This window comes from Pantoea sp. ABR1s (assembly GCF_057812235.1).
The window spans coordinates 824,861-849,143 of sequence record NZ_CM173823.1; the positions used below are offsets into that span (position 1 = coordinate 824,861).

At 56.4% G+C, this 24,283-nt stretch carries 19 protein-coding genes and 3 tRNA genes; 13 read left to right on the top strand and 9 right to left on the bottom strand.

The window, feature by feature from the left end; genetic code table 11:
• The first annotated feature begins 107 nt into the window (after positions 1–107).
• Genes ptrA through recD form a run of 3 tightly spaced genes read left to right on the top strand, consistent with a single transcriptional unit; the run spans position 108 to position 8,379 of the window.
• Positions 108–3,005 carry a pitrilysin gene (gene ptrA / locus ACXKZD_RS03940; protein WP_488981882.1) on the top strand — a complete coding sequence of 966 codons (2,898 nt, stop codon included), beginning with the start codon at positions 108–110 and terminating at the stop codon, positions 3,003–3,005.
• Positions 3,002–6,541: an exodeoxyribonuclease V subunit beta gene (gene recB, locus ACXKZD_RS03945; protein ID WP_488981883.1), complete on the top strand. Its 3,540-nt coding sequence runs from the start codon at positions 3,002–3,004 to the stop codon at positions 6,539–6,541. Before ptrA ends, recB begins: the two co-directional genes overlap by 4 nt.
• On the top strand, positions 6,538–8,379 hold the full coding sequence (gene recD, locus ACXKZD_RS03950) for an exodeoxyribonuclease V subunit alpha (protein WP_122457771.1): 1,842 nt from the start codon (positions 6,538–6,540) through the stop codon (positions 8,377–8,379). The genes recB and recD overlap by 4 nt, the downstream gene beginning before the upstream one ends.
• A 49-nt stretch (positions 8,380–8,428) precedes the next feature.
• Here the strand turns inward: recD and argA are convergent, their stop codons facing one another.
• Positions 8,429–9,757, bottom strand: a complete 1,329-nt coding sequence (gene argA, locus ACXKZD_RS03955) for an amino-acid N-acetyltransferase (protein WP_010248624.1) — start codon at positions 9,755–9,757, stop codon at positions 8,429–8,431.
• 232 nt (positions 9,758–9,989) lie between these two features.
• On the opposite strand from argA, the gene amiC reads away from it, so the two are divergent.
• Positions 9,990–11,234, top strand: coding sequence for an N-acetylmuramoyl-L-alanine amidase AmiC (gene amiC, locus ACXKZD_RS03960; protein ID WP_010248623.1), 1,245 nt, complete (start codon positions 9,990–9,992; stop codon positions 11,232–11,234).
• Between the two features lie 110 nt (positions 11,235–11,344).
• Here amiC and ACXKZD_RS03965 read toward each other — a convergent pair.
• From ACXKZD_RS03965 to ACXKZD_RS03975, 3 genes are all read right to left on the bottom strand, one after another.
• Positions 11,345–11,421: transfer RNA gene (locus ACXKZD_RS03965), tRNA-Met, on the bottom strand.
• Positions 11,422–11,475: 54 nt separating this feature from the next.
• A tRNA-Met gene (locus ACXKZD_RS03970) sits at positions 11,476–11,552 on the bottom strand.
• 65 nt (positions 11,553–11,617) lie between these two features.
• Positions 11,618–11,694: transfer RNA gene (locus ACXKZD_RS03975), tRNA-Met, on the bottom strand.
• A gap of 203 nt (positions 11,695–11,897) precedes the next feature.
• Here ACXKZD_RS03975 and mltA point away from each other — a divergent pair.
• On the top strand, positions 11,898–13,046 hold the full coding sequence (gene mltA, locus ACXKZD_RS03980) for a murein transglycosylase A (protein ID WP_488981884.1): 1,149 nt from the start codon (positions 11,898–11,900) through the stop codon (positions 13,044–13,046).
• 48 nt (positions 13,047–13,094) lie between these two features.
• On the top strand, positions 13,095–13,907 hold the full coding sequence (gene tcdA / locus ACXKZD_RS03985; protein ID WP_010248618.1) for a tRNA cyclic N6-threonylcarbamoyladenosine(37) synthase TcdA: 813 nt from the start codon (positions 13,095–13,097) through the stop codon (positions 13,905–13,907).
• On the opposite strand, the gene csdE is transcribed toward tcdA, so the two are convergent.
• Positions 13,886–14,341 (bottom strand): cysteine desulfurase sulfur acceptor subunit CsdE, encoded by a 456-nt coding sequence (gene csdE, locus ACXKZD_RS03990; protein ID WP_010248617.1) that lies wholly within the window; start codon positions 14,339–14,341, stop codon positions 13,886–13,888. The genes tcdA and csdE overlap by 22 nt on opposite strands.
• 2 nt (positions 14,342–14,343) lie before the next feature.
• Positions 14,344–15,552, bottom strand: coding sequence for a cysteine desulfurase CsdA (gene csdA, locus ACXKZD_RS03995; RefSeq protein WP_033758705.1), 1,209 nt, complete (start codon positions 15,550–15,552; stop codon positions 14,344–14,346).
• A gap of 209 nt (positions 15,553–15,761) precedes the next feature.
• Here csdA and ACXKZD_RS04000 point away from each other — a divergent pair, with 209 nt between their 5' ends.
• The 4 genes from ACXKZD_RS04000 to rlmM all read left to right on the top strand — a co-directional run bounded on the left by ACXKZD_RS04000 (position 15,762) and on the right by rlmM (position 18,777).
• Positions 15,762–15,986, top strand: coding sequence for a YgdI/YgdR family lipoprotein (locus tag ACXKZD_RS04000; RefSeq protein WP_010248613.1), 225 nt, complete (start codon positions 15,762–15,764; stop codon positions 15,984–15,986).
• A gap of 334 nt (positions 15,987–16,320) precedes the next feature.
• Positions 16,321–17,238, top strand: coding sequence for a transcriptional regulator GcvA (locus tag ACXKZD_RS04005; protein ID WP_003854641.1), 918 nt, complete (start codon positions 16,321–16,323; stop codon positions 17,236–17,238).
• A 50-nt stretch (positions 17,239–17,288) separates the two neighbouring features.
• Positions 17,289–17,684: a DUF423 domain-containing protein gene (locus ACXKZD_RS04010; protein ID WP_010248611.1), complete on the top strand. Its 396-nt coding sequence runs from the start codon at positions 17,289–17,291 to the stop codon at positions 17,682–17,684.
• A complete protein-coding gene (gene rlmM / locus ACXKZD_RS04015; RefSeq protein WP_010248609.1) occupies positions 17,677–18,777 on the top strand; it encodes a 23S rRNA (cytidine(2498)-2'-O)-methyltransferase RlmM in 1,101 nt (366 codons plus the stop codon). Before ACXKZD_RS04010 ends, rlmM begins: the two co-directional genes overlap by 8 nt.
• A gap of 24 nt (positions 18,778–18,801) precedes the next feature.
• Here the strand turns inward: rlmM and xni are convergent, their stop codons facing one another.
• The 3 genes from xni to queF all read right to left on the bottom strand — a co-directional run bounded on the left by xni (position 18,802) and on the right by queF (position 21,971).
• A complete protein-coding gene (gene xni / locus ACXKZD_RS04020) occupies positions 18,802–19,557 on the bottom strand; it encodes a flap endonuclease Xni (protein WP_187496092.1) in 756 nt (251 codons plus the stop codon).
• Positions 19,558–19,591: 34 nt separating this feature from the next.
• Positions 19,592–20,956, bottom strand: coding sequence for a nucleotide 5'-monophosphate nucleosidase PpnN (gene ppnN / locus ACXKZD_RS04025; RefSeq protein ID WP_010672144.1), 1,365 nt, complete (start codon positions 20,954–20,956; stop codon positions 19,592–19,594).
• A gap of 169 nt (positions 20,957–21,125) precedes the next feature.
• Positions 21,126–21,971 (bottom strand): NADPH-dependent 7-cyano-7-deazaguanine reductase QueF, encoded by an 846-nt coding sequence (queF, locus tag ACXKZD_RS04030; protein WP_157353627.1) that lies wholly within the window; start codon positions 21,969–21,971, stop codon positions 21,126–21,128.
• 62 nt (positions 21,972–22,033) lie between these two features.
• On the opposite strand from queF, the gene syd reads away from it, so the two are divergent.
• The 3 genes from syd (at position 22,034) to truC (ending at position 24,278) form a co-directional block, all read left to right on the top strand.
• The gene (gene syd, locus ACXKZD_RS04035; protein ID WP_010672142.1) at positions 22,034–22,582 is read left to right on the top strand and encodes a SecY-interacting protein; all 549 of its coding nucleotides are present in this window, start codon (positions 22,034–22,036) and stop codon (positions 22,580–22,582) included.
• Positions 22,583–23,169: 587 nt separating this feature from the next.
• On the top strand, positions 23,170–23,499 hold the full coding sequence (locus tag ACXKZD_RS04040; RefSeq protein WP_010248600.1) for a YqcC family protein: 330 nt from the start codon (positions 23,170–23,172) through the stop codon (positions 23,497–23,499).
• Positions 23,499–24,278, top strand: a complete 780-nt coding sequence (gene truC, locus ACXKZD_RS04045; RefSeq protein ID WP_010248597.1) for a tRNA pseudouridine(65) synthase TruC — start codon at positions 23,499–23,501, stop codon at positions 24,276–24,278. Before ACXKZD_RS04040 ends, truC begins: the two co-directional genes overlap by 1 nt.
• Positions 24,279–24,283 lie beyond the last annotated feature (5 nt).

Sequence of the window (24,283 nt, forward strand, 5' to 3'; positions counted from 1 at the left end):
CGATCAGAAGGCGTTTTTGCTGACTGACTCATTACACAGAAATTTTGCTCTGCTTTGAGCCGCCGCGTCCGACATTGGCGGTTTATCGGGAAACGAGAGGGGTTTACATGCGGGTACACGCACGCTGGATAGCGGCGCTAATGTTAAGCCTGATGGCTTGCACAGCGCAGGCGCAGGAGCAGGCATCATCAGGCTGGCAGCCGGTTAACGACACTATTCGCAAAAGTGAACAGGATCCCCGCCACTATCAGGCTATCCGGCTTGATAATGGGATGACGGTGTTACTGGTTTCCGATCCTGTGGCACCGAAATCGCTGGCGGCGCTGACGCTGCCGATAGGATCGCTGGACGATCCCGATCAGCAGGCGGGACTGGCGCACTACCTTGAGCATATGGTGCTGATGGGTTCAAAGCACTACCCGCAGCCCGACAACCTGGCTGAATTCCTGAAAAAACATGGCGGCAGCCACAACGCCAGCACAGCCTCTTACCGCACCGCCTTTTATCTGGAAGTGGAAAATGACGCGCTGGAACCGGCGGTTGATCGCCTGGCGGATGCGGTGGCTGAGCCGCTGCTGGATCCGGTTAACGCTGACCGCGAGCGCCACGCCGTGAATGCCGAGCTGACCATGGCGCGCTCGCGCGATGGCCTGCGTATGGCCCAGGTCGGCGCAGAAACCCTGAACCCGGCGCATCCGGCGTCACGTTTTTCGGGCGGCAATCTTGAGACCCTGAAAGATAAGCCAGGCAGCAAACTGCACCAGGCGCTGCAGGACTTTTATCATACGCATTACTCCGCCAATCTGATGAAAGCGGTGATCTACAGCAACAAACCGCTGCCGGAGATGGCGTCGATTGCGGCTAAAACCTTTGGCCGGGTACAAAATCATGACGCCAGCGTGCCGGAGATTACGGTGCCGGTGGTGACCGATGCGCAACAGGGCATCATCATCCATTACGTTCCGGCTCAGCCGCGCAAGCAGCTCAAAATTGAATTCCGCATTTCCAACAATAGCGATCGGTTCCGCAGTAAAACCGACACGCTGATCAGCTATTTAATCAGTAACCGCAGCAAAAACACGCTGACTGACTGGCTGCAAAAACAGGGACTGGCCGACGGGGTGAATGCGGGTGCTGACCCAATGACCGAGCGTAACAGCGGCGTGTTTGCGATTACCGCGTCACTGACTGATAAAGGGCTGGCGCAGCGCGACCAGGTCGTGGCGGCGATATTCAGCTACATCAATCTGCTGCGTCAGCAGGGGGATGATAAGCGCTATTTCGATGAAGTTTCGCATGTGCTGGCGCTCGACTTCCGCTATCCCTCAATTACCCGCGATATGGATTACATTGAATGGCTGGCCGACACCATGCTGCGCGTACCGGTTGAACATACGCTGGATGCACCCTATCTGGCGGATCAGTACGATGCCGCCGCGATTAATGCCCGGCTGAAAGAGATGACCCCGCAGCATGCGCGTATCTGGTACATCAGCCCGCAGGAGCCGCACAACAAAAAAGCCTATTTTGTGGATGCGCCTTATCAGGTTGAGAAGATCACCCCACAAACCTTTGCAGACTGGCAGCAACGCGCCAGCCAGATTACGCTGGCGATGCCCGTGCTGAACCCCTATATCCCGGACGACTTCACCCTGTTACCGTCAGACGGCAAAACGTATCAGCATCCGGTGAGACTGGATAACCAGGATGATATGCGTATTTACTGGATGCCCAGTCGTTATTACGCCAGCGAGCCAAAAGCGGCGATCACCCTGGCGTTACGCAATAAGCACACCATCAGTGATGCCCGTCAGCAGGTGCTGTTTGGCCTGAATGACTACCTTTCCAGCCTGGCGCTGGACGAGCTAAATTCACAGGCTTCAGTGGGCGGCATCAGCTTCTCAACGGGTGAAGATGAAGGGCTGGTGTTCAGCGCCAACGGCTTCACCCAGCGTCTGCCGACGCTGCTGAAGAAACTGGTGGAAGGTTATGCCACTTTCCAGCCGACAGAACAGCAGCTGGAGCAGGCTAAATCCTGGTATCTGGAGCGGCTGGACGCGGCGGAAAAGGGCAAAGCGTTTGAACAGGCGATTCAGCCGATGCAACTGCTGTCGCAGCTGCCATATACCCAGCGCGAGGCTCGCCGCAAGCTGGTAAGCACACTCTCACTTAAGGATGTCACTGACTATCGCGATACGCTGTTCCGCGACGCGACGCCGGAGATGCTGGTGGTGGGCAACCTCAGTGCTGACAGCGTGACGCAGCTGGGGCATGAGCTTAAACAGCAGATGCAGAGTCATGCGATCCGCGACTGGCATAGTCAGTATGTCTCGATTAAAAAACCGCTGAAAGCCAACCTGCAACAAAAAGGCAGCAGCACCGACTCCGCCCTTGCCGCGCTCTATGTTCCACTGGGATACAGTGAATATCAGAGCATGGCGCACAGCTCCATGCTGAGCCAGATTGTGCAGCCGTGGTTCTACAATCAGCTGCGGACCAAAGAGCAGCTCGGCTACGCGGTGTTTGCCTTCCAGATGCCAGTGGGTCGCCAGTGGGGGATCGGCTTCCTGCTGCAAAGTAACAGCAAACAACCGGGCTGGCTGTTGCAGCGCTATCAGGCCTTCTACCCGCAGGCGGAAAAACGTCTGCGCAGTATGAGCCAGGCAGACTTTGCCCAGTATCAGCAGGCGATGATCAATGATTTGCAGCAGCGTCCTCAGACGCTCTTTGAGGAAGCGGATCGCTTTAGCCGCGACTTTGATCGGCAGAATGATCAATTTGATACCCGGCAAAAAATGACAGAGCAGGTTCAGCGGTTAACCCCGGCCAGCCTGGCAGACTTTTTCCGGCAGGCCGTGATCGAACATAAGGGCATGGTGATGACCTCGCAGATTGCAGGCACCGGCAATGGCAAAGTTGAGTTTGCCCGTCAGCCTGGCTGGAAAACCTGGAGTGAAGTGGCACAACTGCAGCAGTCGCTGCCGGTAAAGAGTGAGACCCAATGACGCAGTTACCTCCCGTATCGCTGAATCCTTTAACGCTGCCGCTCAGAGGCGAGCGGCTGATTGAGGCGTCAGCGGGCACCGGAAAAACCTTTACCATTGGTCTGCTCTATCTGCGCCTGCTGCTGGGGCTGGGCGGTGAAAACGCCTACAGCCGGCCGCTCTCTGTCGAAGAAATTTTAGTCGTGACCTTTACCGAGGCCGCGACCGCCGAATTGCGCGGGCGCATCCGCGAGAATATTCATCAGCTACGTCTGGCCTGTATCCGCGGCAAAAGCAGCAATCCGATGCACCAGTTACTGCTGGAGCAGATGCCGGATCTGAGTCAGGCCGCCGCGCAGCTGCTGGCTGCCGAGCGGCAGATGGATGAAGCCGCCATTTTTACCATTCACGGCTTCTGTCAGCGGATGCTGAATCTCAATGCCTTTGAGTCGGGTATGCTGTTCGAGCAGGAGTTGATTGAAGATGAGCAGGCGCTGCTGAAGCAGTCGACCGCCGATTTCTGGCGTCGTCAGTGCTATCCACTGAGTCTGGATGTGGCACGGGTCATCGCCGCAGAGTGGAGCGGGCCGGACAGTCTGCTGGCCACGCTGCGCCCCTGGCTACAGGGGGAGTCCCCGGGGCTGAAACGTCCGCCTGCCGCCGATGAGACGCTGGCATCACGGCACGCCCGCAATCTGGCGCGCATCGAGGCCATCAAGCAGCAGTGGCAGGCGCTCAGCGCCGATGTTGAGGGCATTATCACTGCATCTGGCGTTGATAAGCGCAGCTACAGCAGTAAACATCTGCCCAACTGGGTCGCCCGCGTCACGCAGTGGGCCAGCAGTGACACGCTGGATTATCAGCTGCCCAAAGAGCTGGAGCGCTTTGGACAGCAGGTGCTGGAGGAGAAAACTAAAAAGGGTGAAGCGCCGCGTCATTCGCTTTTTGAGGCGATCGATCAGTTTCTGGCAGAACCGCTGTCGCTGCGGGATGTCATCATTGCGCAGGCGCTGACCGATGTGCGCGCCACGGTGCAGCGCGAGAAACGGTTACGTGCACTGTTAGGCTTCGACGATCTGCTCAGTAAACTGGATGAAGCGCTGCAGCAGCCAGGTGGCGTTTTGCTGGCAGAAACCATCCGGGCGCGTTACCCGGTGGCCCTTATTGATGAATTCCAGGATACCGATCCGCAGCAATACCGCATCTTCCGCACGCTCTATATTAATCAGCCTGAACAGGCACTGTTTCTGATCGGCGATCCTAAGCAGGCGATCTATGCGTTTCGCGGTGCGGATATTTTTACCTATCTGCGGGCCAGAAACGAAGTCAGCGCTCACTACACGCTCGATACCAATTGGCGTTCATCACCTGAGATGGTCGGGAGCGTCAACCGCCTCTTTTCTCAGCTCGATTCGCCTTTTCTGTTCTCGGCGATCCCCTTTCAGCCAGTTAAGCCTGCTGCGCCCAATCAGTCGCTGAAACTGATTTTTGACGAGCAGCAGCAACCGGCGTTACGGTTCTGGCTGCAGCCTGGCGAGGGCGTGGGTAACAGCGATTACCAGCAGTTTATGGCACAGCAGTGTGCGGCCGATATCAGCCGCTGGCTGGTGGCCGGACAGCAGGGGCGCGCCCGCCTGGGCAAAGGCGAGGCGCTGCAGCCGGTGCGGGCTTCCGATATCACCGTGCTGGTGCGCAGTCGTAATGAGGCCGGTTTAATCCGCGACGCGCTGAATGCGCTGTCGATTCCTTCGGTCTATCTCTCCAGCCGGGACAGCGTCTACACCACGCCGGAAGCGCGCGAACTGCTCTGGTTACTGCAGGCGATACAGGCACCTGAGCAGGAACGTCTGCTGCGCAGCGCGCTGGCGACCTCAATCTTTGCTATTGATGCAGCAACGCTAGACGCGCTGACACAGAATGAACGCGAGTGGGATGCGCTGGTGGAGCAGTTTGCCGTCTGGCAGCAGCTGTGGCATCAGCGCGGCGTGTTACCGATGCTGCGTGACGTGATGATCAGGCGGCAGCTGGCAGAGAATATGCTGGCCTCGGAGAACGGTGAACGTCGCCTGACCGATCTGATGCATCTGGGTGAACTGCTGCAGGAGGCTTCGGTGCAGCTGGAGAGTCCGCACGCCCTGGTGCGCTTCCTGGCGCAGCAGATTGCCCGGCCAAACAGCCAGGCCTCCAGCCAGCAGTTGCGTCTGGAAAGCGACCGCCATCTGGTGCAGATCATCACCATCCATAAATCGAAAGGACTGCAATATCCGCTGGTCTGGCTGCCATTTGCTGCCGGGTTCCGCGAGGCGGCCAGCGCGCTTTATCACGATCGCGACACGTTCACGGCACTGCTGGATGTGCAGGGTGATGCACAAAGTCTGGCGCTGGCCGAAGAGGAGCGCCTGGCGGAGGATCTGCGTCTGCTCTACGTGGCGCTGACCCGTTCGGTCTATCACTGCAGCGTCGGCATTGCGCCACTGATCAAAGGCACCCGCAAAAAAGAGGGCGAAAGCGATCTGCACAAGAGCGCGCTGGGCTACCTGGTGCAGCAGGGTGAGGCGGCGGATGCGCAGCAGCTCAGTCAGCGATTGAATGCGTTAACCGGTGAAGGGATTGCGCTGGTTGAAGAGGCTCTGCTGCCGGGAGAAATGTGGCAGGATGCGCAGCAGGGCGATGAGGTTTTAAGCAGTCGCGACATTACGCGCGCGCTGGCTGACGTCTGGCGGGTAACCAGTTATTCAGGCCTGCAACAGCATCACAGCTCGCCGCTGCTGGATGCGATGCCCAATTTTGATATTGATGCAGCGGGCGAAGAAGAGAAGGGTGAAGAGGCTGCATTGACACCCCACCACTTTCCGCGTGGAGCGGCACCTGGTACGTTTTTGCACGGTCTGTTTGAGTCGATCGACTTTACCGAACCGCCGGACAGCGTCTGGCTGGAAGATCAGCTGCAGCATAATGGCTATCCGCTGAGCTGGTTGCCGGTTCTGGAACAGTGGATTGACCGGGTCTTACATACGCCGCTCAATGCTGAGGGGCTGACGCTGTCGGCGATAAAAAGCAGCGAACGCCTGATCGAGATGGAGTTCTATCTGCCGATCAACAATCTGCTGACTGCGGCGGATCTTGACGCTCTGCTGCGCCGGCACGACAGCCTCTCTCAGCAGGCCGCCCCCCTGGATTTTCGTCAGGTGCGGGGCATGCTGAAGGGCTTTATCGATCTGGTCTTCCGCTGGCAGGGAAAATATTATCTGCTCGACTACAAATCGAACTGGCTGGGGGATAGCCACGCCGCTTACACGCCAGAGGCGATGGCGCAGGCGATGATTGGCCACCGCTACGATCTGCAGTATCAGCTCTATACGCTGGCGCTGCATCGCTATCTGCAGCATCGCCTGCCGGACTACGACTATCAGCGTCACTTTGGTGGGGTGTTTTATCTGTTTTTGCGCGGGATGGATGGCAGCTCGCCGGACAACGGCATTTTCGCCACCCGACCTGCTGAAGCCTTTGTGGAAGAAATTGATGCACTGTTTGGTGAAACCGGGGAGATGTTATGAGTGACATGCTGAGTCTGCTGCTGCAGGCGGTAGAGAAGCGTCTCCTGCGGCCGCTGGATATACAGTTTGCCCAACTGGTGGCCCCGGAATCACAGCCTGGGCTGCTGCTCGCTGCGGCCTGCGTCAGCGCTGACGCGGGTGAGGGGCACGTCTGTTTACCGCTGAGCAACCTCTGCGAAGCGAATCTGTTCGCTGGTCGCCAGCCTGCGCTGGCTCAGGCGATCTGGCACGCTGCTGGTGCGCCGGAAGACTGGACAGCACGCTTTGCTGACTGGTCGGCAGTCAGTGATGGCAGCCTGGTTACGCCGCTGGTACTGAGCAATCAGCGTTTATATCTGCATCGGCTGTGGCAAAGCGAAGGCCGGGTTGCCGACTTCTTCGCTGCGCAGGAAGTGAAAACTGCGTTTGATATGCATGCTGCAGGCGACGTGCTGAACAGCCTGTTTGACGACCAGCCGGAGAACTGGCAGAAAATTGCGGCGGCCGTGGCGCTGACCCGCAAGACTGCGGTTATTTCCGGCGGGCCGGGTACCGGTAAAACCACCACTGTGGCGAAACTCCTCGCTGCCCTGATTCGCCTGAATCCCGGTGCACTGCGGATTCAGCTGGCGGCACCGACCGGCAAAGCCGCCGCGCGACTGACCGAGTCACTGGGCAGCGCACTGCAGGATCTGGCGGTCAGCGACGAAGAACGCCGGCGTTTTCCTGCCGAAGCCACCACGCTGCATCGCCTGCTGGGCGCACAGCCCGACACCCAGCGGCTGCGCTACCATGCCGGTAACCCACTGCATCTTGATGTGCTGGTGGTTGATGAAGCGTCGATGGTCGATCTCTCAATGATGGCAAAACTGATCGCCGCGCTGCCTGCCCATGCCCGCGTCGTGTTTCTGGGCGATCGCGATCAGCTGGCCTCGGTCGAAGCCGGTGCGGTGCTGGGCGACATCTGCCGCTGCACCGAAAGCGGCTACAGCCTGGCACGGGCTGAACAGCTCGCGCTGCTGACCGGCTGCACACTGCAGGGCAGTGACGATGTGCAGGCACCCGCAGTCCGCGACAGTATCTGTCTGCTGCAGAAGAGTTATCGTTTTGATGACTCATCAGGCATCGGCCAGCTGGCAAAAGCGATCAACCGTGGCGATGCAGAGCAGGTCAGGGCGGTGTTTGCTGCGGCTTATGAGGATATCAGTTACCAGCCGCTGAACAGCGCTGACGCTTATCAGGCGATGCTGGATGAGGTAGCCCAGGGTTATCAGCCCTTCCTGCAGTTGATCAGACAGCAGTCGTCGCCCGCAGAAGTGATTGCCGCTTTTGGCCGTTATCAGCTGCTGTGTGCATTACGTGACGGGCCATTTGGCGTGCAGGGTCTGAACCAGCGTATTGAGCAGCGACTGATGCAGCTGCAGCGCATCCGTCGTCCTGGCATGGGCAGCCGCTGGTATGAAGGGCGTCCGGTAATGATCACCCGAAATGACAGCGCGCTCGGCCTGTTTAATGGCGATATCGGCATGACGATGCGGGATGAAGAGGGCAACCTGAAGGTCTTTTTCCCGCTGCCGGATGGATCGATCAAGGCGATTCAGCCGAGCCGGTTACCCTCACATGAAACGGCCTGGGCGATGACGGTGCACAAATCACAGGGCTCGGAGTTTGATCATACCGCGCTGGTGATGCCCACGCAGTTTCTGCCGGTGCTGACCCGTGAACTGGTCTATACCGCGATTACACGTGCACGGCGGCAACTGACCATCTACAGCGAACCCGGCGTATTTCAGCGTGCCGTGCAGCTGCAAACGCAGCGACGCAGCGGTCTGGTGGAGCGACTAGGGGAATCTGGCTGAGAAGAGAGGGGACAGACCACGCGGGGGGGCCTGTCCCTTACGGATTGAATCAGGTGAGATCGGCCATCAACACTTTTGAACGGCGCTGATAGTTATACATCTCTTTTTTACTCTCGGGCAGGGACTCAATATCTACCGGCGTAAAGCCGCGTTCCTGGAACCAGTGGATGCTGCGGGTGGTTAAAACAAACAGTTTTTCCAGCCCCATCTGGCGTGCCTGAAGTGCCACGCGCTGCAGCAACATCTCACCGCGTGAAGAGCTGCGATAGTCAGGATGAACCGCCACACAGGCCATTTCGCCAATCTTCTCATCCATAAACGGATAGAGTGCTGCACAGGCGATGGTCAGATTATCGCGCTGAATGATGGTGAACTTATCAATTTCCATTTCCAGCTGCTCGCGCGAGCGACGCACCAGAATACCCTGCTGCTCCAGCGGACGGATCAGTTCGAGGATGCCGCCGATATCATTGATATTGGCGCGACGGATCTGCTCTGCCGACTCCATAACGATCTGGGTACCGATACCGTCGCGTGAGAAGAGCTCCTGCAACAGCGCGCCATCTTCCTGATAACTGATCAAATGGCTGCGGCGAACACCACTGCGGCAGGCTTTCACCGCCCCACGCAGGAAGCGAACGGTCCCGGAAAGATAATCGCCTTCCTTTTCAATCTCATCGATACGGGCCTGCGCATCATTCGGGAAGAGCTCGGAGATGATTTCACCCTCGCTGTTCAGCACGCCCTGCTCAGAGCAGAAGCCGATCATTTTCTCCGCTTTGAGTTTAATCGCCAGCTGGGTAGCCACTTCTTCCGAGGTCAGGTTAAAGCTTTCGCCGGTAACTGAAACCGCAACCGGGCCCATCAGCACAATCGCATCGTTATCCAGCTGACGATGAATGGCCTCTTCATCAATACGACGGATACGGCCGCTGTGACAGTAATCCACGCCATCATCCACGCCCAGCGGCTGTGAAATAATGAAGTTGCCGCTGACCACGTTGATATGCGCGCCCTGCAGCGGCGTGTTGTTGAGACTCATTGAGAGGCGGGCCGTGATATCTAACTGCAGCCGGCCGGCGGCCTGCTTCACTAACTCCAGCGATTGCGCGTCGGTGACCCGGGTAAACTTATGGTAAACCGGCTCCAGCTGCTGCTGAGCCAGGCTGGCATCAATCTGCGGGCGTGCGCCATACACCACGACGAGGCGAATGCCCAGGCTGTGCAGCAGGCCGATATCATTAACGATGCCAGAGAAGTTCTCATGCTCAATCGCTTCGCCACCCAGCATGATGACAAAGGTTTTACCCCGGTGGGCATTGATATAGGGAACGGTATGGCGAAAACCCTGAACCAGTTCGGTACTACGTTCCTTCACGGCCAACCCTCAGTGAATGTTTATTCGTATTTTTTGTATTTTTATGCTTTTACGTCCGGTTTTGCAAGTCTTAATCCTGACGAAAATTTACGTTTTTCTGGGTGTCAAAGCCGCTAACAGCCTGCATTATTTAGGGTTTCCGGGGTGACATCATGCTGCGGATTGGATAAAGTTTTCGCCGCCATTTTAGTAACTGGCGCTTTTTTAGACATTACACAGCAGCTGGAGCGGCATGTCAGACGTTAATTCCCATTTTTCACGCAGACGATTTTTACAGGGGACGGGCGCCTTACTGCTGTTAAGCGTCAGCCGGACAGGGTTGGCGGCGAAGAACCACATTGTGGCGGTGCGTATCTGGCCCTCATCGACCTACTCGCGGATGACGCTGGAGTCCAATGTCGCGCTGAAGTACAAGCAGTTTGCGCTGAGCAATCCCGAACGCCTGGTGATTGATATTCAGGGGCTGCATCTCAATCCGGTTCTGAAAGGGGTAGATAAGCAGGTTCGGGTCGACGATCCCTTTATTAAAAATGCCCGTGTCGGTCAGTTCGACAGCAACACGGTGCGCGTGGTACTGGAATTAAAGCGCAACGTCGCGCCGAAGATCTTTAATCTCTCGCCGGTCGCCGGGATCAATCACCGGCTGGTGGTCGATCTCTATCCGAGCCAGAACCAGGTTGAGGACGATCCTCTGCTGGCCCTGCTGAAAGATTACAACCAGGGCGATCTGGAGAAAGATGAAGGGGTGCAGGCGCCCTTACCCGGCAAAGCGGGGCGCGATCGTCCGATCATTATCATGATCGATCCCGGTCACGGTGGGGAAGATCCGGGCGCGCACGGCAAATATAAGACCCGCGAGAAAGATATTGTGCTGAAGATTGGACGGCGACTCAAAGCGCTGATCGATAAAGAGTCCAATATGAAAGCCTATATGACGCGCAATGAAGATGTCTTTATTCCGCTGCGCGTCAGGGTTGCCAAAGCCCGTAAACAGCGTGCCGACCTCTTTGTGTCGATCCATGCGGATGCCTTTACCAGTCGCGCGGCACGCGGCTCTTCAGTGTTTGCCTTATCAACCAGCGGTGCCACTTCGGCGGCGGCTCGTTTCCTGGCTCAGACTCAGAATGAATCAGACCTGATTGGCGGCGTCAGCAAAAGCGGTGACCGCTATCTCGATCACACCATGTTCGATATGGTGCAGCGTCAGACGATTCATGACAGCCTTAAATTCGGCAAAGAGGTGCTGCATCGCATGGGGCGCATCAACCATCTGCACAAACGCACCGTGGATCAGGCCGGATTTGCGGTGCTGAAAGCCCCTGATATCCCGTCAATTCTGGTCGAGACGGCGTTTATCAGTAATGTGGAGGAGGAGCGCAAGTTGCGAACCACCCGTTACCAGCATCAGGTGGCAGAGGCGATTCTGAACGGCATCAAAGCGTATGTAGAGAGTGGGGCGGCGCTGGCCCATCGGTAAAGGAGTGCGGGTAGCCGGGCTATCCGCGCGCTTTTCAGGGCAGAAAGAGGCTGAAGCGGCTTTTGGGAACGTCAGAAACAAAAAAACACCCTTTCAGGTGTTTAAATGATTGGTTGCGGGGGCCGGATTTGAACCGACGACCTTCGGGTTATGAGCCCGACGAGCTACCAGGCTGCTCCACCCCGCGTCCGTATCATACTTTTTTCACATTGTGACTTCTGTAAAACAACTGCAGAAGTATTGGTTGCGGGGGCCGGATTTGAACCGACGACCTTCGGGTTATGAGCCCGACGAGCTACCAGGCTGCTCCACCCCGCGTCCGTATTGCTTCTATTACTTTTACTTCTCACATTGTGACTTCTGTAAAACTGCTGCAGAAGTATTGGTTGCGGGGGCCGGATTTGAACCGACGACCTTCGGGTTATGAGCCCGACGAGCTACCAGGCTGCTCCACCCCGCGTCCGTGGAAGCGCACTATACTCTCCGCGCTAATTCATGCAACCCCTTTTTGCAGATAAAAGCCAAATTAACAGCCAGTTGCTGAAGGATTCAACCATCTGGTTAATTATTAAACTGATATGTGCTACGTCTGAGCGGATGCATTTCATTCTGTCGGGGGCTTTGCTATCGTCGCGGGGCGAACAGTTATAAAAAGAGAAGATAATGAAATCACATTGGGTGAAGTATGCACTCACTGGCGCGTTAATAACGCTGCTGGCGGCCTGTAGCTCCAAACCGACCGATCGCGGTCAGCAATATAAAGATGGCAAACTGGAACAACCGCTGGCGCTGGTGAATCAGCCCAATGCCAAAGGCGCACCGGTTAATGGCAGAGATTTTGGCGAGCAGATCCGTCAGATTCAGTCCGCCTCATCCGCCCTGTATAGCCGTCAGAACGGCACCTATAGCGCGATTGAGAGCTGGCTGATGGCGGGTGCCGATACCCGACAGCTTCGTCAGTATGGGCTTAACGCCTGGCAGATGGAGGGAACGGATAACTACGGTAACGTGCAGTTCACCGGTTACTACACACCGGTAGTAGAAGCGCGCTACACCCGTCAGGGCGAATTCCAGTATCCCATCTACCGTATGCCGCCGCGCAAACGCGGAGAAAAATTACCGAGCCGCGCCTCTATCTATAGTGGCGGACTCGATGACCGCTACATCATCGCCTACAGCAATTCCCTGATTGATAACTTCATGATGGATGTGCAGGGCAGTGGTTATGTCGACTTTGGCGATGGCCGCCCGATGACCTTCTTTGGTTACGCCGGTAAAAATGGCTGGGGTTATCACAGCATTGGCAAAGAGCTGATCGATCGCGGTGAAGTGAAGCGCGAAGATATGTCGATGCAGGCGATTCGTCAGTGGGCGCAGGAGCACTCACCGCAGGAGGTCCGTGCGCTGCTGGAAACCAACCCATCATTTGTCTTCTTTAAGGCTGAGCCGTTTACGCCGGTGCGCGGTGCCAGCGCAGTTCCGCTGGTGGCGAAAGCCTCCGTTGCGTCTGACCGCTCAATTATTCCGGCGGGCACCGTACTGCTGGCTGAAGTGCCGCAGTTAAATGAGAAGGGCAAATTCAACGGCAAATATGAGATGCGCCTGATGGTGGCACTCGACGTGGGTGGCGCGATTAAAGGCCAGCACTTTGATATCTATCAGGGTATCGGCCCCGACGCTGCGCATCTGGCGGGCTTCTATAATCACTACGGACGCGTCTGGGTAATTAAAGCCGCGCCGGGTGCCGGACAGCCGCTGTTCTCCAGCCCGCAAAACGGTAATAATGGTTCACTGCTTCTCGGCGCTAACTAATTTCTTCTCTGCGGGCCTTCGGGCCCGCACGACGTAACAGGTTCAACTATGAAAGTGTTAAATGACGCCTGGCATCAGCGCTTTGGCGGCACGGCGCGTCTCTATGGCCAGGATGCGCTGCAACGTTTTGCTGACGCACACTTCTGCGTCATCGGTATTGGCGGTGTCGGATCCTGGGCGGCGGAAGCGCTGGTGCGCACCGGGATTGGTAAAATCACCCTGATTGATATGGATGATGTCTGTATTACCAACACCAACCGACAGCTTCATGCGCTGCAGGGCAACGTCGGCAAAGCTAAAACAGAAGTGATGGCAGAACGGCTGCGTGCGATTAATCCTGACTGCGAAGTGATCTGCATTGATGACTTTATTACGCCAGAGAACACCGCCGAACTGATGGCAGCGGGTTTCGACTATGTGATCGACGCTATCGACAGCGTGCGACCGAAAGCGGCGCTGATCGCCTGGTGCCGCCGGAATAAGATCCCGCTGATCACCACCGGTGGCGCGGGTGGGCAGATCGATCCCACTCAGATCCAGGTCGCCGATCTGGCGAAAACCATCCAGGATCCGCTGGCGGCGAAGCTGCGCGAACGACTGAAAAGCCTGGGCGTGGTGAAAAACAGCAAGGGCAAACTTGGCATCGACTGCGTCTTTTCTACCGAAGCGCTGGTCTATCCGCAGGCTGATGGCAGCGTCTGTGCTTCACGCAGCACAGCGGAGGGGCCGAAGAGAATGGATTGCACATCCGGCTTTGGCGCGGCCACCATGGTAACCGCCACCTTCGGCTTTGTTGCCGTCTCGCATGCGCTGAAGAAGTTTCTGGCGCGTGCTGCCCGTCAGGACGCCGTCAGCGCCTGACGCGCGGCGTGCTCCACTGCGGCGGCCAGCGCCTGCAGGCCGCTGCTGCGGGAGGCACTGAGCTGGGCGCGCAGGCCCAGTTCATCAAACAGTTTTAAGGGATCCATTGCCAGCAGCTGTTGCGGCGTCTGGCCCTCAACGGCGGTCAGCAGCACGGCCAGCAGACCGCGCACAATACGTCCTTCACTGTCACCATAGAAATGCAGCGTGCCATCTTCGCGTAACTGGCTGCCCAGCCAGACCCGATTTTCACAACCGCTCAGTTCAATTTCCGCTGTTTTCAGTTCCCCGGGTAAGGCAGGCAACTGGCGGCTCAGCTGGATCAGCTGACGATAACGATCTTCCCACTGATGAAAGCGGCCAAAGCTCTCTTTCAGGCTGGCAACGGTAATCTCTTCGCCAAACGGGTGTGGCGCTAACGGCGATGAATGCATAATCAAAACTCCGATAACAGCGAGATGGCGCTCTTCATGGCGCGCACCAGCGCATCAACATCCTGCAGATTATTATAGGGTGCAAAAGAGGCCCGCAGCGTGCCGCTGACGCCCAGCGCCGCCAGCAACGGCTGCGCGCAGTGCTGGCCAGCGCGCAGGGCGATTCCCTGCTCAGCCAGCAGCGTCACCAGATCGCTGTGATGCAGGCCAGCGAATTCAAATGCCAGCAGGCTGGCATTTGAACAGCGGAAGCTGCGGAAACCGGGTAATTCCGCCAGCTGCTCTTCCGCCAGCGTCGCAAGATGCTGACTCCAGCGCTCCGCTTCGGGCAGATCGTACTGCGCCAGCCAGCTCAGTGCTGCACTCAGGCCCACCACGCCCGCCACATTCGGGGTGCCAGCCTCAAAACGCCACGGCACCGGCTGCGGCGTGAATCCGCTGAAATCGACATCCGTTATCATCTTACCGCCGCCCTGCCAGGGCTCCATCGCCTCCAGCAGTTCCGCTTTGCCATATAACGCGCCAATGCCCATTGGGCCGTAAATCTTATGTCCGGAAAAGGCGTAAAAGTCGATATCCAGCGCCTGTACGTCAGGCGGACAATGCACCACGCCCTGTGCGCCATCGACCATCACTTTCGCGCCCACGGCGTGAGCGAGCGGGATCGCCTGAGCGAGTGCGGGACATCCGCCGGTGACGTTCGACATCTGTCCGACCGCCAGCAGGCGGGTACGGCTGTTGAGCAGGGCGGGCAGCTGGCTGATATCCGGCAGGCGATCCGCGCCTAACGGCCATTTTACGACGCGGGCACCGCACGCCTGCGCGGCCATCAGCCAGGGTACCAGGTTGGCGTGGTGTTCTGCCTCGCTGACCACAATCTCATCACCAGGCTGTAAGCGCGGGCGCAGCCAGCTGTTCGCCACCAGGTTTATCGCTTCGGTGGTGCCGCGCGTCCAGACAATCTCACGATCGTCAGCGGCGTTAAGCCAGCGGGCAACCTGGTTGCGCGCCTGCTCATAGCGATGGGTTAAGGCCTGGGCGGCGGCAAACTGGCTGCGATGGACTGTACCCGCGCTGAGGCTGTAAAACTGCTGCGTGCTGTCAATGACGGCCTGCGGCTTCAGCGTGGTCGCTGCGCTGTCGAGATAAACGCCTGCGTCGGCGAGTGCGGGAAACTGCTGGCGAAATGCGGTGGGATTGAATGCGGTCATGCCTGGTCCATGATAAGAAAAATTAGGACCACACTGAAAGAATGGTCTGCGTCTGGCAAAGCTGGAAAAGCGCGTTATGCTGAATATTGCAAGGTTTGAACCAAACCCGCATAACGATCGGACGTTTACTAGTCGATCTCACTTATCGGCTGCCTCTGGTTAGCGTAACGCGGGTGGTTTGATGCAATCAATCTACAAGGAGATAGCAGATGAAAAAATTAACCGCAGTACTGGCCGTGTGTACCCTGGCTTTTACCCTGAGCGCCTGTTCAAGCAATTACGTGATGCATACCAATGATGGTCGCACCATTGTGGCTGCCGGCAAGCCTAAAGTCGATAACGATACCGGCATGATCAGCTATAAAGATGCGAATGGCAACGAGCAGCAAATCAACCGCTCTGATGTCAAAGAGATGGTAGAGTCTGGCAACTAAGCAGCAAAAAAAAAGCACCGCAATTTGCGGTGCTATTTAAAAATCACTATGGACAGACAGGGTAAATCTACAGGAATTAAGAGTTCGATCCGCAATCGTCGGATCAAAAATTGCAAACACAACATCACGACCACAGGCCAAAAGCTTTCAGAAAATCTGCGAACTCACTCACAAATCTAAAAACTTTTCGTTCCGGCTCAGGAAGTGCGGCAACTATAGGTATTTGCTGGAGGTTCCTCAACGGACAAATTATAATGCCTCGGATTAAAAATTCTAATACGTAAACGCTTTGTATAAGCCAGCGTATTTTTTGCCGATCCGGATACGGAAAACCATGTCGAAACGCCTTCCTCCTCTCAACGCACTGCGTGTTTTTGATGCAGCTGCACGCCATTTAAGCTTTACCAAAGCCGCAGAAGAGCTGTTTGTCACCCAGGCTGCTGTAAGCCATCAGATTAAATCTCTGGAAGATTTTCTGGGGTTAAAGCTATTTCGCCGGAGGAATCGTTCGCTATTACTGACCGAAGAAGGACAAAGCTACTATCTCGATATCAAAGAGATTTTCTCGGCAATCAACGAAGCGACCCGCAAACTGCAGGCGCGCAGTGCCAAGGGTGCGCTGACCGTTAGTTTACTGCCGAGCTTTGCCATTCAGTGGCTGGTTCCCCGCCTCTCCAGCTTTAATATGGCTTATCCGGGAATCGACGTGCGTATCCAGGCGGTTGACCGCGACGAAGAGAAACTGGCCGACGATGTCGACGTGGCGATTTTTTACGGTCGGGGTAACTGGCCCGGCCTGCGGGTTGAAAAACTCTACGCCGAATATCTGCTGCCTGTCTGTTCACCGTCGCTGATGACCGGGGATAATCCGCTAAAAACACCGATGGATCTGTCGCGTTTTACTCTGCTGCATGATGCCTCCCGCCGGGACTGGCAATCTTATATCCGGCAACTGGGCCTGCAGCATATCAATGTGCAGCAGGGGCCAATCTTCAGCCACAGCGCCATGGTATTGCAGGCGGCGATTCATGGTCAGGGCGTGGCGCTGGCGAATAACGTCATGGCGCAGAGCGAAATAGAAGCGGGGCGATTAATCTGCCCGTTTAATGATGTATTAGTCAGTAAAAACGCTTTTTATCTGGTTTGTCATGACAGTCAGGCAGAACTGGGTAAAATAGCCGCCTTCCGACAGTGGATCCTGGAAAAAGCTGCAACCGAACAAGAAAAATTCCGCTTTCGCTATCAACAATAACGTATTGATTTATTTGCATTCAGATGCAAAAGGACTCTGAGGATCGGTTAATGTCCAGTCGTGCCATGTTTGTTTTTTCGGCTATCAGCGGATTTCTGCTGGTGGCTTTTGGCGCATTTGGTGCCCACGTTTTAAGTCAGTCGCTTGGTGCGGCTGAAATGGCCTGGATTCATACCGGGCTGGAATATCAGGCTTATCACACCTTAGCGGTGATGGGGCTGGGTGCTGCGATGTTACGCCGCGCCAATATCTGGTTTTACTGGAGCAGTGCGCTGATGGCGCTCGGCACCGTGCTGTTTAGTGGCAGCCTCTATTGTCTGGCGCTGTCACATCTGAAGTTTTGGGTTTTTATCACACCCGTGGGCGGGGTCTGTTTCCTCGCCGGTTGGGTATTGATGTTGATTGGCGCGCTGCGTCTTAAACGAAAGGCAGAACGCCATGAATAAAGTTTTACTCTATTGTCGCCCCGGTTTTGAAAAAGAGTGTGCGGCGGAAATCAGCGCCAAAGCGGCTGAACGTGAAATCTACGGCTTTCCACGGGTTAAAGATGACTCTGGCTACGTGCTGTTCGAGTGCTATCAGTTTGAAGATGCCGAGCGGCTGGCACGTGAGTTGCCGTTTGACGAGCTGATTTTTGCCCGTCAGATGCTGGTCGTCGGCGAAATGCTGCGTGACCTGCCGCAGGAAGATCGCATTACCCCGATTGTCGGCATGCTGACCGGCGTAGTGGAAAAGGGCGGCGAACTGCGTGTTGAAGTGCCAGACACCAACGAAGCCAAAGAGCTGACTAAGTTCTGCCGCAAGTTCACCGTGCCGCTGCGCTCGGCACTGCGTGAAAGCAAGATCCTGTTGAATTATGAGAGCCCGAAGCGCCCGGTCGTGCATGTGTTTTTCATCGCACCGGGCACCTGTTACGTCGGCTACTCCATCCGGGAAAACAGCTCGCCGTTTTACATGGGTATTCCACGCCTTAAGTTCCCCTCCGATGCGCCAAGCCGTTCCACCCTTAAGCTGGAGGAGGCGTTTCACGTCTTTATCCCTGCGGATGAGTGGGATGAGCGTTTAGCCAGCGGCATGTACGCCGTGGATCTCGGTGCCTGTCCGGGCGGCTGGACCTATCAGCTGGTTCAGCGCAGCATGATGGTGTATGCGGTGGACAACGGACCGATGGCACCGAGCCTGATGGATACGGGCCAGGTGATGCACGAGAAAGCGGATGGCTTTAAATTCCGTCCGCCACGCACCAACATCAGCTGGCTGGTGTGTGACATGGTGGAGAAGCCGGTGCGTGTGGCTAACCTGATGACCGACTGGCTGGTCAACGGCTGGTGCCGTGAAGCGATCTTCAACCTTAAGTTGCCCATGAAAAAGCGCTATGAAGAGGTGACGCAGAATCTGGCCATGATGCAGGAACGATTCGATGATAATGGTATTAACGTGCAGATTCGCGCTCGTCAGCTTTACCATGACCGCGAAGAGGTGACCGTACATGTGCGCCGAATCTGGGCGGCTGCCGGTGGTCGTCGCGACGAACGTTAATCGCAGGGCTGAGTGCAGGGGCACTCAGCCGGTATAACGCAGCGTATTCAGATTGCCCTGCAGCACCAGATCCCGCTTCAGGGTTGCGACCTGACGGCTGATCTCTGCCATCTGCTGACCCTCAGCGAGCTTCTCCCGCCATCTGGCTGGCACCTGATCCAGTTGCTGATAGATCCCTTCAAGCGTGTGAAACTCTGTTAGTAGCTGTTTCGCGCTTTTCGGACCGATGCCGGTGATGCCCGGAATTTTACTGCTGCTGATGCCGCACAATCCCCAGTAGTCGGGTAACCGCTGGGGCGCCACACCAAATTCAGCCTCGATAAAAGGCAGATCAAGCCAGCGTTTCTGGAAGTAGTCGCGGATGCGGATCTCGGGTGCCAGCAGCTGACAGTAGCCTTTGTCGGTTGAAACAATGGTGGCCTGATGTCCGGCCTGAGCCATTTTCACCGCCAGCGTCGCCGCTAAATCGTCCGCCTCATCCTCGCCCGCTATCCAGCAGTTTACGCCTGCGGCGCGAAAGGCCTCCTGTAACGCCGGCATCTCTGCCTGTAAATCGTCTGGCATCGGCGGGCGACCGCTTTTGTAATCGGGTAGCAGCTGATGACGCCAGCCCTGATGACGCGCTTCGCCATCAAATACCGCCACCGCATGAGTCGGATGGGCGTGACCCAGTATCTGGCGCAGCGCAGCCACGCAGCCTTCGACACAGGGGGAGCCCTGTACCGCATGCAGACGGCGAATCAGATTCAACGCGTCAACAATAACAAGATGAAGAGCCATGAGAGTATGGGCAGCCCGGGGGCTGCCTCCTGGTTTATTTGATAATTTCGTAGCAGGGAATGTAGGCGGTGCCTGGCAGTTTCATGCGTTGCTGTGCAACGAATCCCTGAAGCAGCTCATCCATGCGGTGCATGATGTCGGGGTCGCCATGGAGTTTGTAGCGTCCCTTCTCGCGGATTTCACGGATGCCCATCTCTTTGACGTTACCGGCTACGATACCTGAGAAGGCGCGGCGCAGGTCAGCAGCCAGCTTTTCGGGTGGCTGATTGGTGTAGAGATTGAGATTCGCCATATTTTCATGGGTTGGCAGGAACGGCACCTGCAGATCGGGTTCGATGCGAATCGACCAGTTAAAGCTGTAAGCATCGCCGGTTTCGCGACGATTCTCTTTTACCTGCGGCATCGCTTTCTTCATCAGACGCGCCACTTCGGCTGCATCGTTGATGATGATCTGATAATGCTTACGCGCCTGTTCGCCCAGGGTGTTAACGATGAAATCATCCAGCACGCGGAAGTAGTCGGCGCTCTCTTCCGGCCCGGTCAGGATCAGCGGTAATACCTGATCGCTGTTCTGCGGATTCATCAGGATGCCCAGCAGATAGAGCAACTCTTCTGCGGTCCCTACGCCGCCCGGGAAAATGATAATGCCATGGGCGATGCGCACAAAAGCTTCCAGACGTTTTTCGATGTCCGGCATGATGATCAACTCATTCACCAGCGGATTCGGCGGTTCTGCCGCAATGATGGAGGGTTCGGTCAGGCCGATAAAGCGGCTGTCACGATAGCGCTGCTGAGCATGGCCTACGGCGGCCCCTTTCATTGGCGCTTCCATCACGCCCGGCCCGCAGCCGGTACAGATGTTCAGTTCACGCAGTCCAAGCTGAGTTCCGACATTGCGGCAATACTGGTACTCAACGGCGTTGATCGAGTGACCGCCCCAGCAGACCACGGTGTTGGGATACTCGCCGATGTGCAGCGCCCGCGCGTTACGCAGAATGGAAAACACGGTGTTGGTGATAGTGGCGGAGTCATTTTCTTCAGCCGCAGTGAACCGACCCGGCATGTTGAGCTGGCCGCTGACAAACAGGATGTCACGCAGCACCGCAAACAGGTTAGCCTGCAGTGAACGGATGATGCGGCCATCCACAAACGCCTCTTCCGGTGGATTGATCAGCTCCAGTTTGACGCCGCGCTCACGGCGCAACACATTGATGTCGAAATTTTCAAAGCGGGAGAGCAGCTCCTGGCTGCTGTCAGTCTGGCTGCCGGAGTTAAGCACGGCAAGAGAGCAGTTGCGAAACAGCTGGTAGAGGTCGCTGCTGGCTGTGCGCTTGAGCATATCGACTTCCAGCTGTGAAAGCAGATCCATCGAGCCAAGAGGGCTGATATGGGTAATCAAATGAACTCCTTTACACCCGCCTGGGTGCGTGTTGGCACTGCAACGGCAGTGACGAAAATCCCTGGTCGGCCACCCGCAGGTAGCCGCCATCACCAGAGTAGCCTTGTCGGCCCGCACAGCTCAAGCGGAACTGCGCTTAGTGCATGCAGCCTGCGAGAAGTCTCGCAAACTACTGACGAACCAGTCGCGAAAAACCGGGCGAGAAGGGCACATTAGTGCGCCATGGATTGATATCCAGTCCGCCACGACGGGTGTAGCGTGCATACACCGTCAGCGCTTCCGGATGGCAGAAACGCATCACATCATTAAAAATGCGTTCGACACACTGCTCGTGAAATTCGTTGTGCTGGCGGAATGAGACCAGATAGCGCAGCAGCGCTTCACGGTTGATACGCGGGCCTTTATAACGAATCATCACGGAGCCCCAGTCGGGCTGATTGGTAATCAGACAGTTTGACTTGAGCAGGTGGCTGACCAGCGTCTCTTCAACGATTTCGCTGCCCGCAGCATCGGCCAGATAGTCAGCATTGAAGCGGTAATCCTCTATGGCGATATCCTGCTCATCAATACAAACTCCCTCAAAATGGCCGATGGGCTGACCTTCCACTTCATTGAGACGGAACAGCGCGACCCGCGCTTCACCTTCAGCACAGGCACTCAGGTCCCGCTCCAGCGTCTGACGAACCTCACCCCAGTCGGCAAAGCGGGTCTGGTTGAAACTGTTAAGGTAGAGCTTGAAGCTTTTTGACTCGATAAGGTTGCGGCTCTGCGCATCGAGCACCACTTCGCCAACGGCAACCTGTGGCAGACCTTTGCTGTTGAGCCACGAGAGTTCATACAGGGTCCAGATATCACTGCCGGTAAAGGGCAGACTATCGGGAAACAGGCCAAGGGGTTCACGATTCAGGCTGCGCGGCACCGCCTGCAGTAAGCTGTTGTCATAATGATCGTGATAGGCTGTGGGTTTGCCCAGCGTCAGGTTGCTGAGTGCCTGATCCTGTTCGTGAGTAGTCATTGCGGTTACCACCAAAATTAATCAAAGTGGCTAAGTGTAACCCATCAGAAGTGAGAATATGAATGATGCAGCAAACTGCCGCCGCGTTGCGCGACTTTACCACCCGGTACTGCCAGCACTGGCTTCAGCAGGCCGGGCATGCGCCGGCCAGCAGCGATCTCTTTGGTGTACCTTCGCCCTGTGCCCTGGAGGATCGCGATCAGCGGGTCGTCTGGCAGCCGCAGCCTTTTACTCTGCCACAGACGCTGGATGCAGTTGAGCGGGCGATCGACATCCAGCTCCAGCCGCAGATCACGGCTTTCTATACCACGCAGTTTGCCGGCGATATGCAGGCCAGTTTTGGTGAGAATCAGCTGACACTCTTACAGGTCTGGAGTGAGGATGATTTCCTGCGTTTACAGGAGAATCTGATCGGGCATCTGGTGATGCAGCGCCGCCTTAAACAGTCGCCTACGCTGTTTATCGCCACCACCGAGTCAGAACAGGAGATCATCTCGCTTTCTAATCTCAGCGGCGAAGTGATTCTGGAGCAGCCCGGCGGTAAACAGCGTGTGAAATTAGCGGAAACGCTTGAGATATTTCTTAAGTCATTACAACCGGTTATCATCTGAGTTGCAGTGATTTGCCCCTGACCTTGTGAGACATCTCTTACATGTGCTGTGAGAGATCGCTATATAACAGGTGAGACTTCCGGAAGGCTGAGATGTAAAAATATTGTGAATCATCAACTTAATGGCGTTTATCTGAATTTACGCCGCACATTTCGTAAAGTTCTGCTGTGAGTACCTTGTGCGCGTAACGAGTTCTGTCAAAATGTTTCGCACTGCAGGAGGCTCAGGAAAAAGATATCGTCAGGATGATGATAAGCCATGAGGCAGGAACGTAACGGAGCTTACGGCACACGGAAGGTTTCAGGATGAAACAGGATCGCTCAGGATTGAGCAAGGGACACCTCCAGGATGGAGAATGAGAACCCCCTCAGAAGAGGTGGTGGGCCAGGATGCTAAGGATACATCAGGACGATGCGCGACAGGAGTTCGCACTGGACAAGTTGTCATGGAAGAGCAGGGAGCATTAACGTGGCGGGATGGCTGCAAACGAACCGGGAGCACTGTTTATACAGTGCTCCCTTTTTTTGTGCCTGTGCCAACAAGTGATATGCTTGCCGCCCATTTTTGACTGCTCGCGGAGGTGGCGCATGGCGCATGAACAATTGATTACGCAACGGCTGGAACAACTGGAAGCGGTGATGCGTGAGCATCATCTCTGGCAGAGTACCCCGCCGGCCGAGGGCGCGCTCGAGAGCCGCGAACCCTTTTGCCTGGATACGCTGGAGCCGCTGCAGTGGCTCCAGTGGGTGTTAGTCCCCCGGATGCATGCCCTGATTGCGGCCCGACATCCGTTACCACAAAATTTTGCCGTGGCCCCCTATTATGAGGTGGCTCTGGTGCCTGACCAGCCGGGTATTGCGCCGCTGTTGCTGACCCTGCGTCAACTTGATGCGTTAATCACGGATGCTGCCCACTGATGCTGGAGATACTCTATCAGGATGAGTGGCTGGTTGCCGTCAACAAGCCCAGCGGCTGGCTGGTTCATCGCAGCTGGCTGGATCGCCATGAAACGGTGTTTGTGATGCAGACCGTTCGTGATCAGATTGGACAGCATGTGTTTACGGCGCATCGTCTCGACAAGCCCACGTCAGGGGTACTGCTGATGGGGCTCTCCAGTGAAGTCGGACGTCTGCTTTCCCTGCAGTTTGAACAGCACCAGATGCAGAAAACCTACCACGCTGTGGTTCGCGGCTGGCTGGAGAGCAGCGGGACGCTCGATTATCCGCTGGTGGAAGAGCTGGATAAGATTGCCGATAAACACGCCACGGAAGCGCGCACCGCACAGCCCGCGGTCACCGAATATCAGTCACTGGCAACGGTCGAGATGCCGGTCGGCATTGGCCGTTATCCCACTTCGCGTTATAGCCTGGTTGAACTGGCTCCTAAAACCGGTCGCAAGCATCAGCTGCGTCGTCATATGTCACACCTGCGTCATCCGATTATTGGCGATTCGGCGCACGGCGATCTGCGTCAGAACCGGGGTGCTGCCGAACATTTTGGCGCTAACCGCCTGATGCTGCACGCCAGCAGCCTGGCATTAACTCATCCGGTGACCGGTGAACCGTTGTTGCTTCGCGCCGGACTGGATGGCGTCTGGCAGAATCTGATGAACCAGTTTGGCTGGCAGGATCGCATTCCTGAGGTGCCGCGGGTTGAGTTTGATGCAGCGCCAGGACAGGATAACGTTTCAGAATAAGGGAG

Bases quoted from the DNA above. Each gene is read 5' to 3' on its own strand.
- ptrA (WP_488981882.1), top strand. From the start codon at position 108: ATGCGGGTACACGCACGCTGGATAGCGGCGCTAATGTTAAGCCTGATG.
- recB (WP_488981883.1), top strand. From the start codon at position 3,002: ATGACGCAGTTACCTCCCGTATCGCTGAATCCTTTAACGCTGCCGCTC.
- recD (WP_122457771.1), top strand. From the start codon at position 6,538: ATGAGTGACATGCTGAGTCTGCTGCTGCAGGCGGTAGAGAAGCGTCTC.
- amiC (WP_010248623.1), top strand. From the start codon at position 9,990: ATGTCAGACGTTAATTCCCATTTTTCACGCAGACGATTTTTACAGGGG.
- mltA (WP_488981884.1), top strand. From the start codon at position 11,898: ATGAAATCACATTGGGTGAAGTATGCACTCACTGGCGCGTTAATAACG.
- tcdA (WP_010248618.1), top strand. From the start codon at position 13,095: ATGAAAGTGTTAAATGACGCCTGGCATCAGCGCTTTGGCGGCACGGCG.
- csdE (WP_010248617.1), bottom strand. From the start codon at position 14,341: ATGCATTCATCGCCGTTAGCGCCACACCCGTTTGGCGAAGAGATTACC.
- csdA (WP_033758705.1), bottom strand. From the start codon at position 15,552: ATGACCGCATTCAATCCCACCGCATTTCGCCAGCAGTTTCCCGCACTC.
- ACXKZD_RS04000 (WP_010248613.1), top strand. From the start codon at position 15,762: ATGAAAAAATTAACCGCAGTACTGGCCGTGTGTACCCTGGCTTTTACC.
- ACXKZD_RS04005 (WP_003854641.1), top strand. From the start codon at position 16,321: ATGTCGAAACGCCTTCCTCCTCTCAACGCACTGCGTGTTTTTGATGCA.
- ACXKZD_RS04010 (WP_010248611.1), top strand. From the start codon at position 17,289: ATGTCCAGTCGTGCCATGTTTGTTTTTTCGGCTATCAGCGGATTTCTG.
- rlmM (WP_010248609.1), top strand. From the start codon at position 17,677: ATGAATAAAGTTTTACTCTATTGTCGCCCCGGTTTTGAAAAAGAGTGT.
- xni (WP_187496092.1), bottom strand. From the start codon at position 19,557: ATGGCTCTTCATCTTGTTATTGTTGACGCGTTGAATCTGATTCGCCGT.
- queF (WP_157353627.1), bottom strand. From the start codon at position 21,971: ATGACTACTCACGAACAGGATCAGGCACTCAGCAACCTGACGCTGGGC.
- syd (WP_010672142.1), top strand. From the start codon at position 22,034: ATGATGCAGCAAACTGCCGCCGCGTTGCGCGACTTTACCACCCGGTAC.
- ACXKZD_RS04040 (WP_010248600.1), top strand. From the start codon at position 23,170: ATGGCGCATGAACAATTGATTACGCAACGGCTGGAACAACTGGAAGCG.
- truC (WP_010248597.1), top strand. From the start codon at position 23,499: ATGCTGGAGATACTCTATCAGGATGAGTGGCTGGTTGCCGTCAACAAG.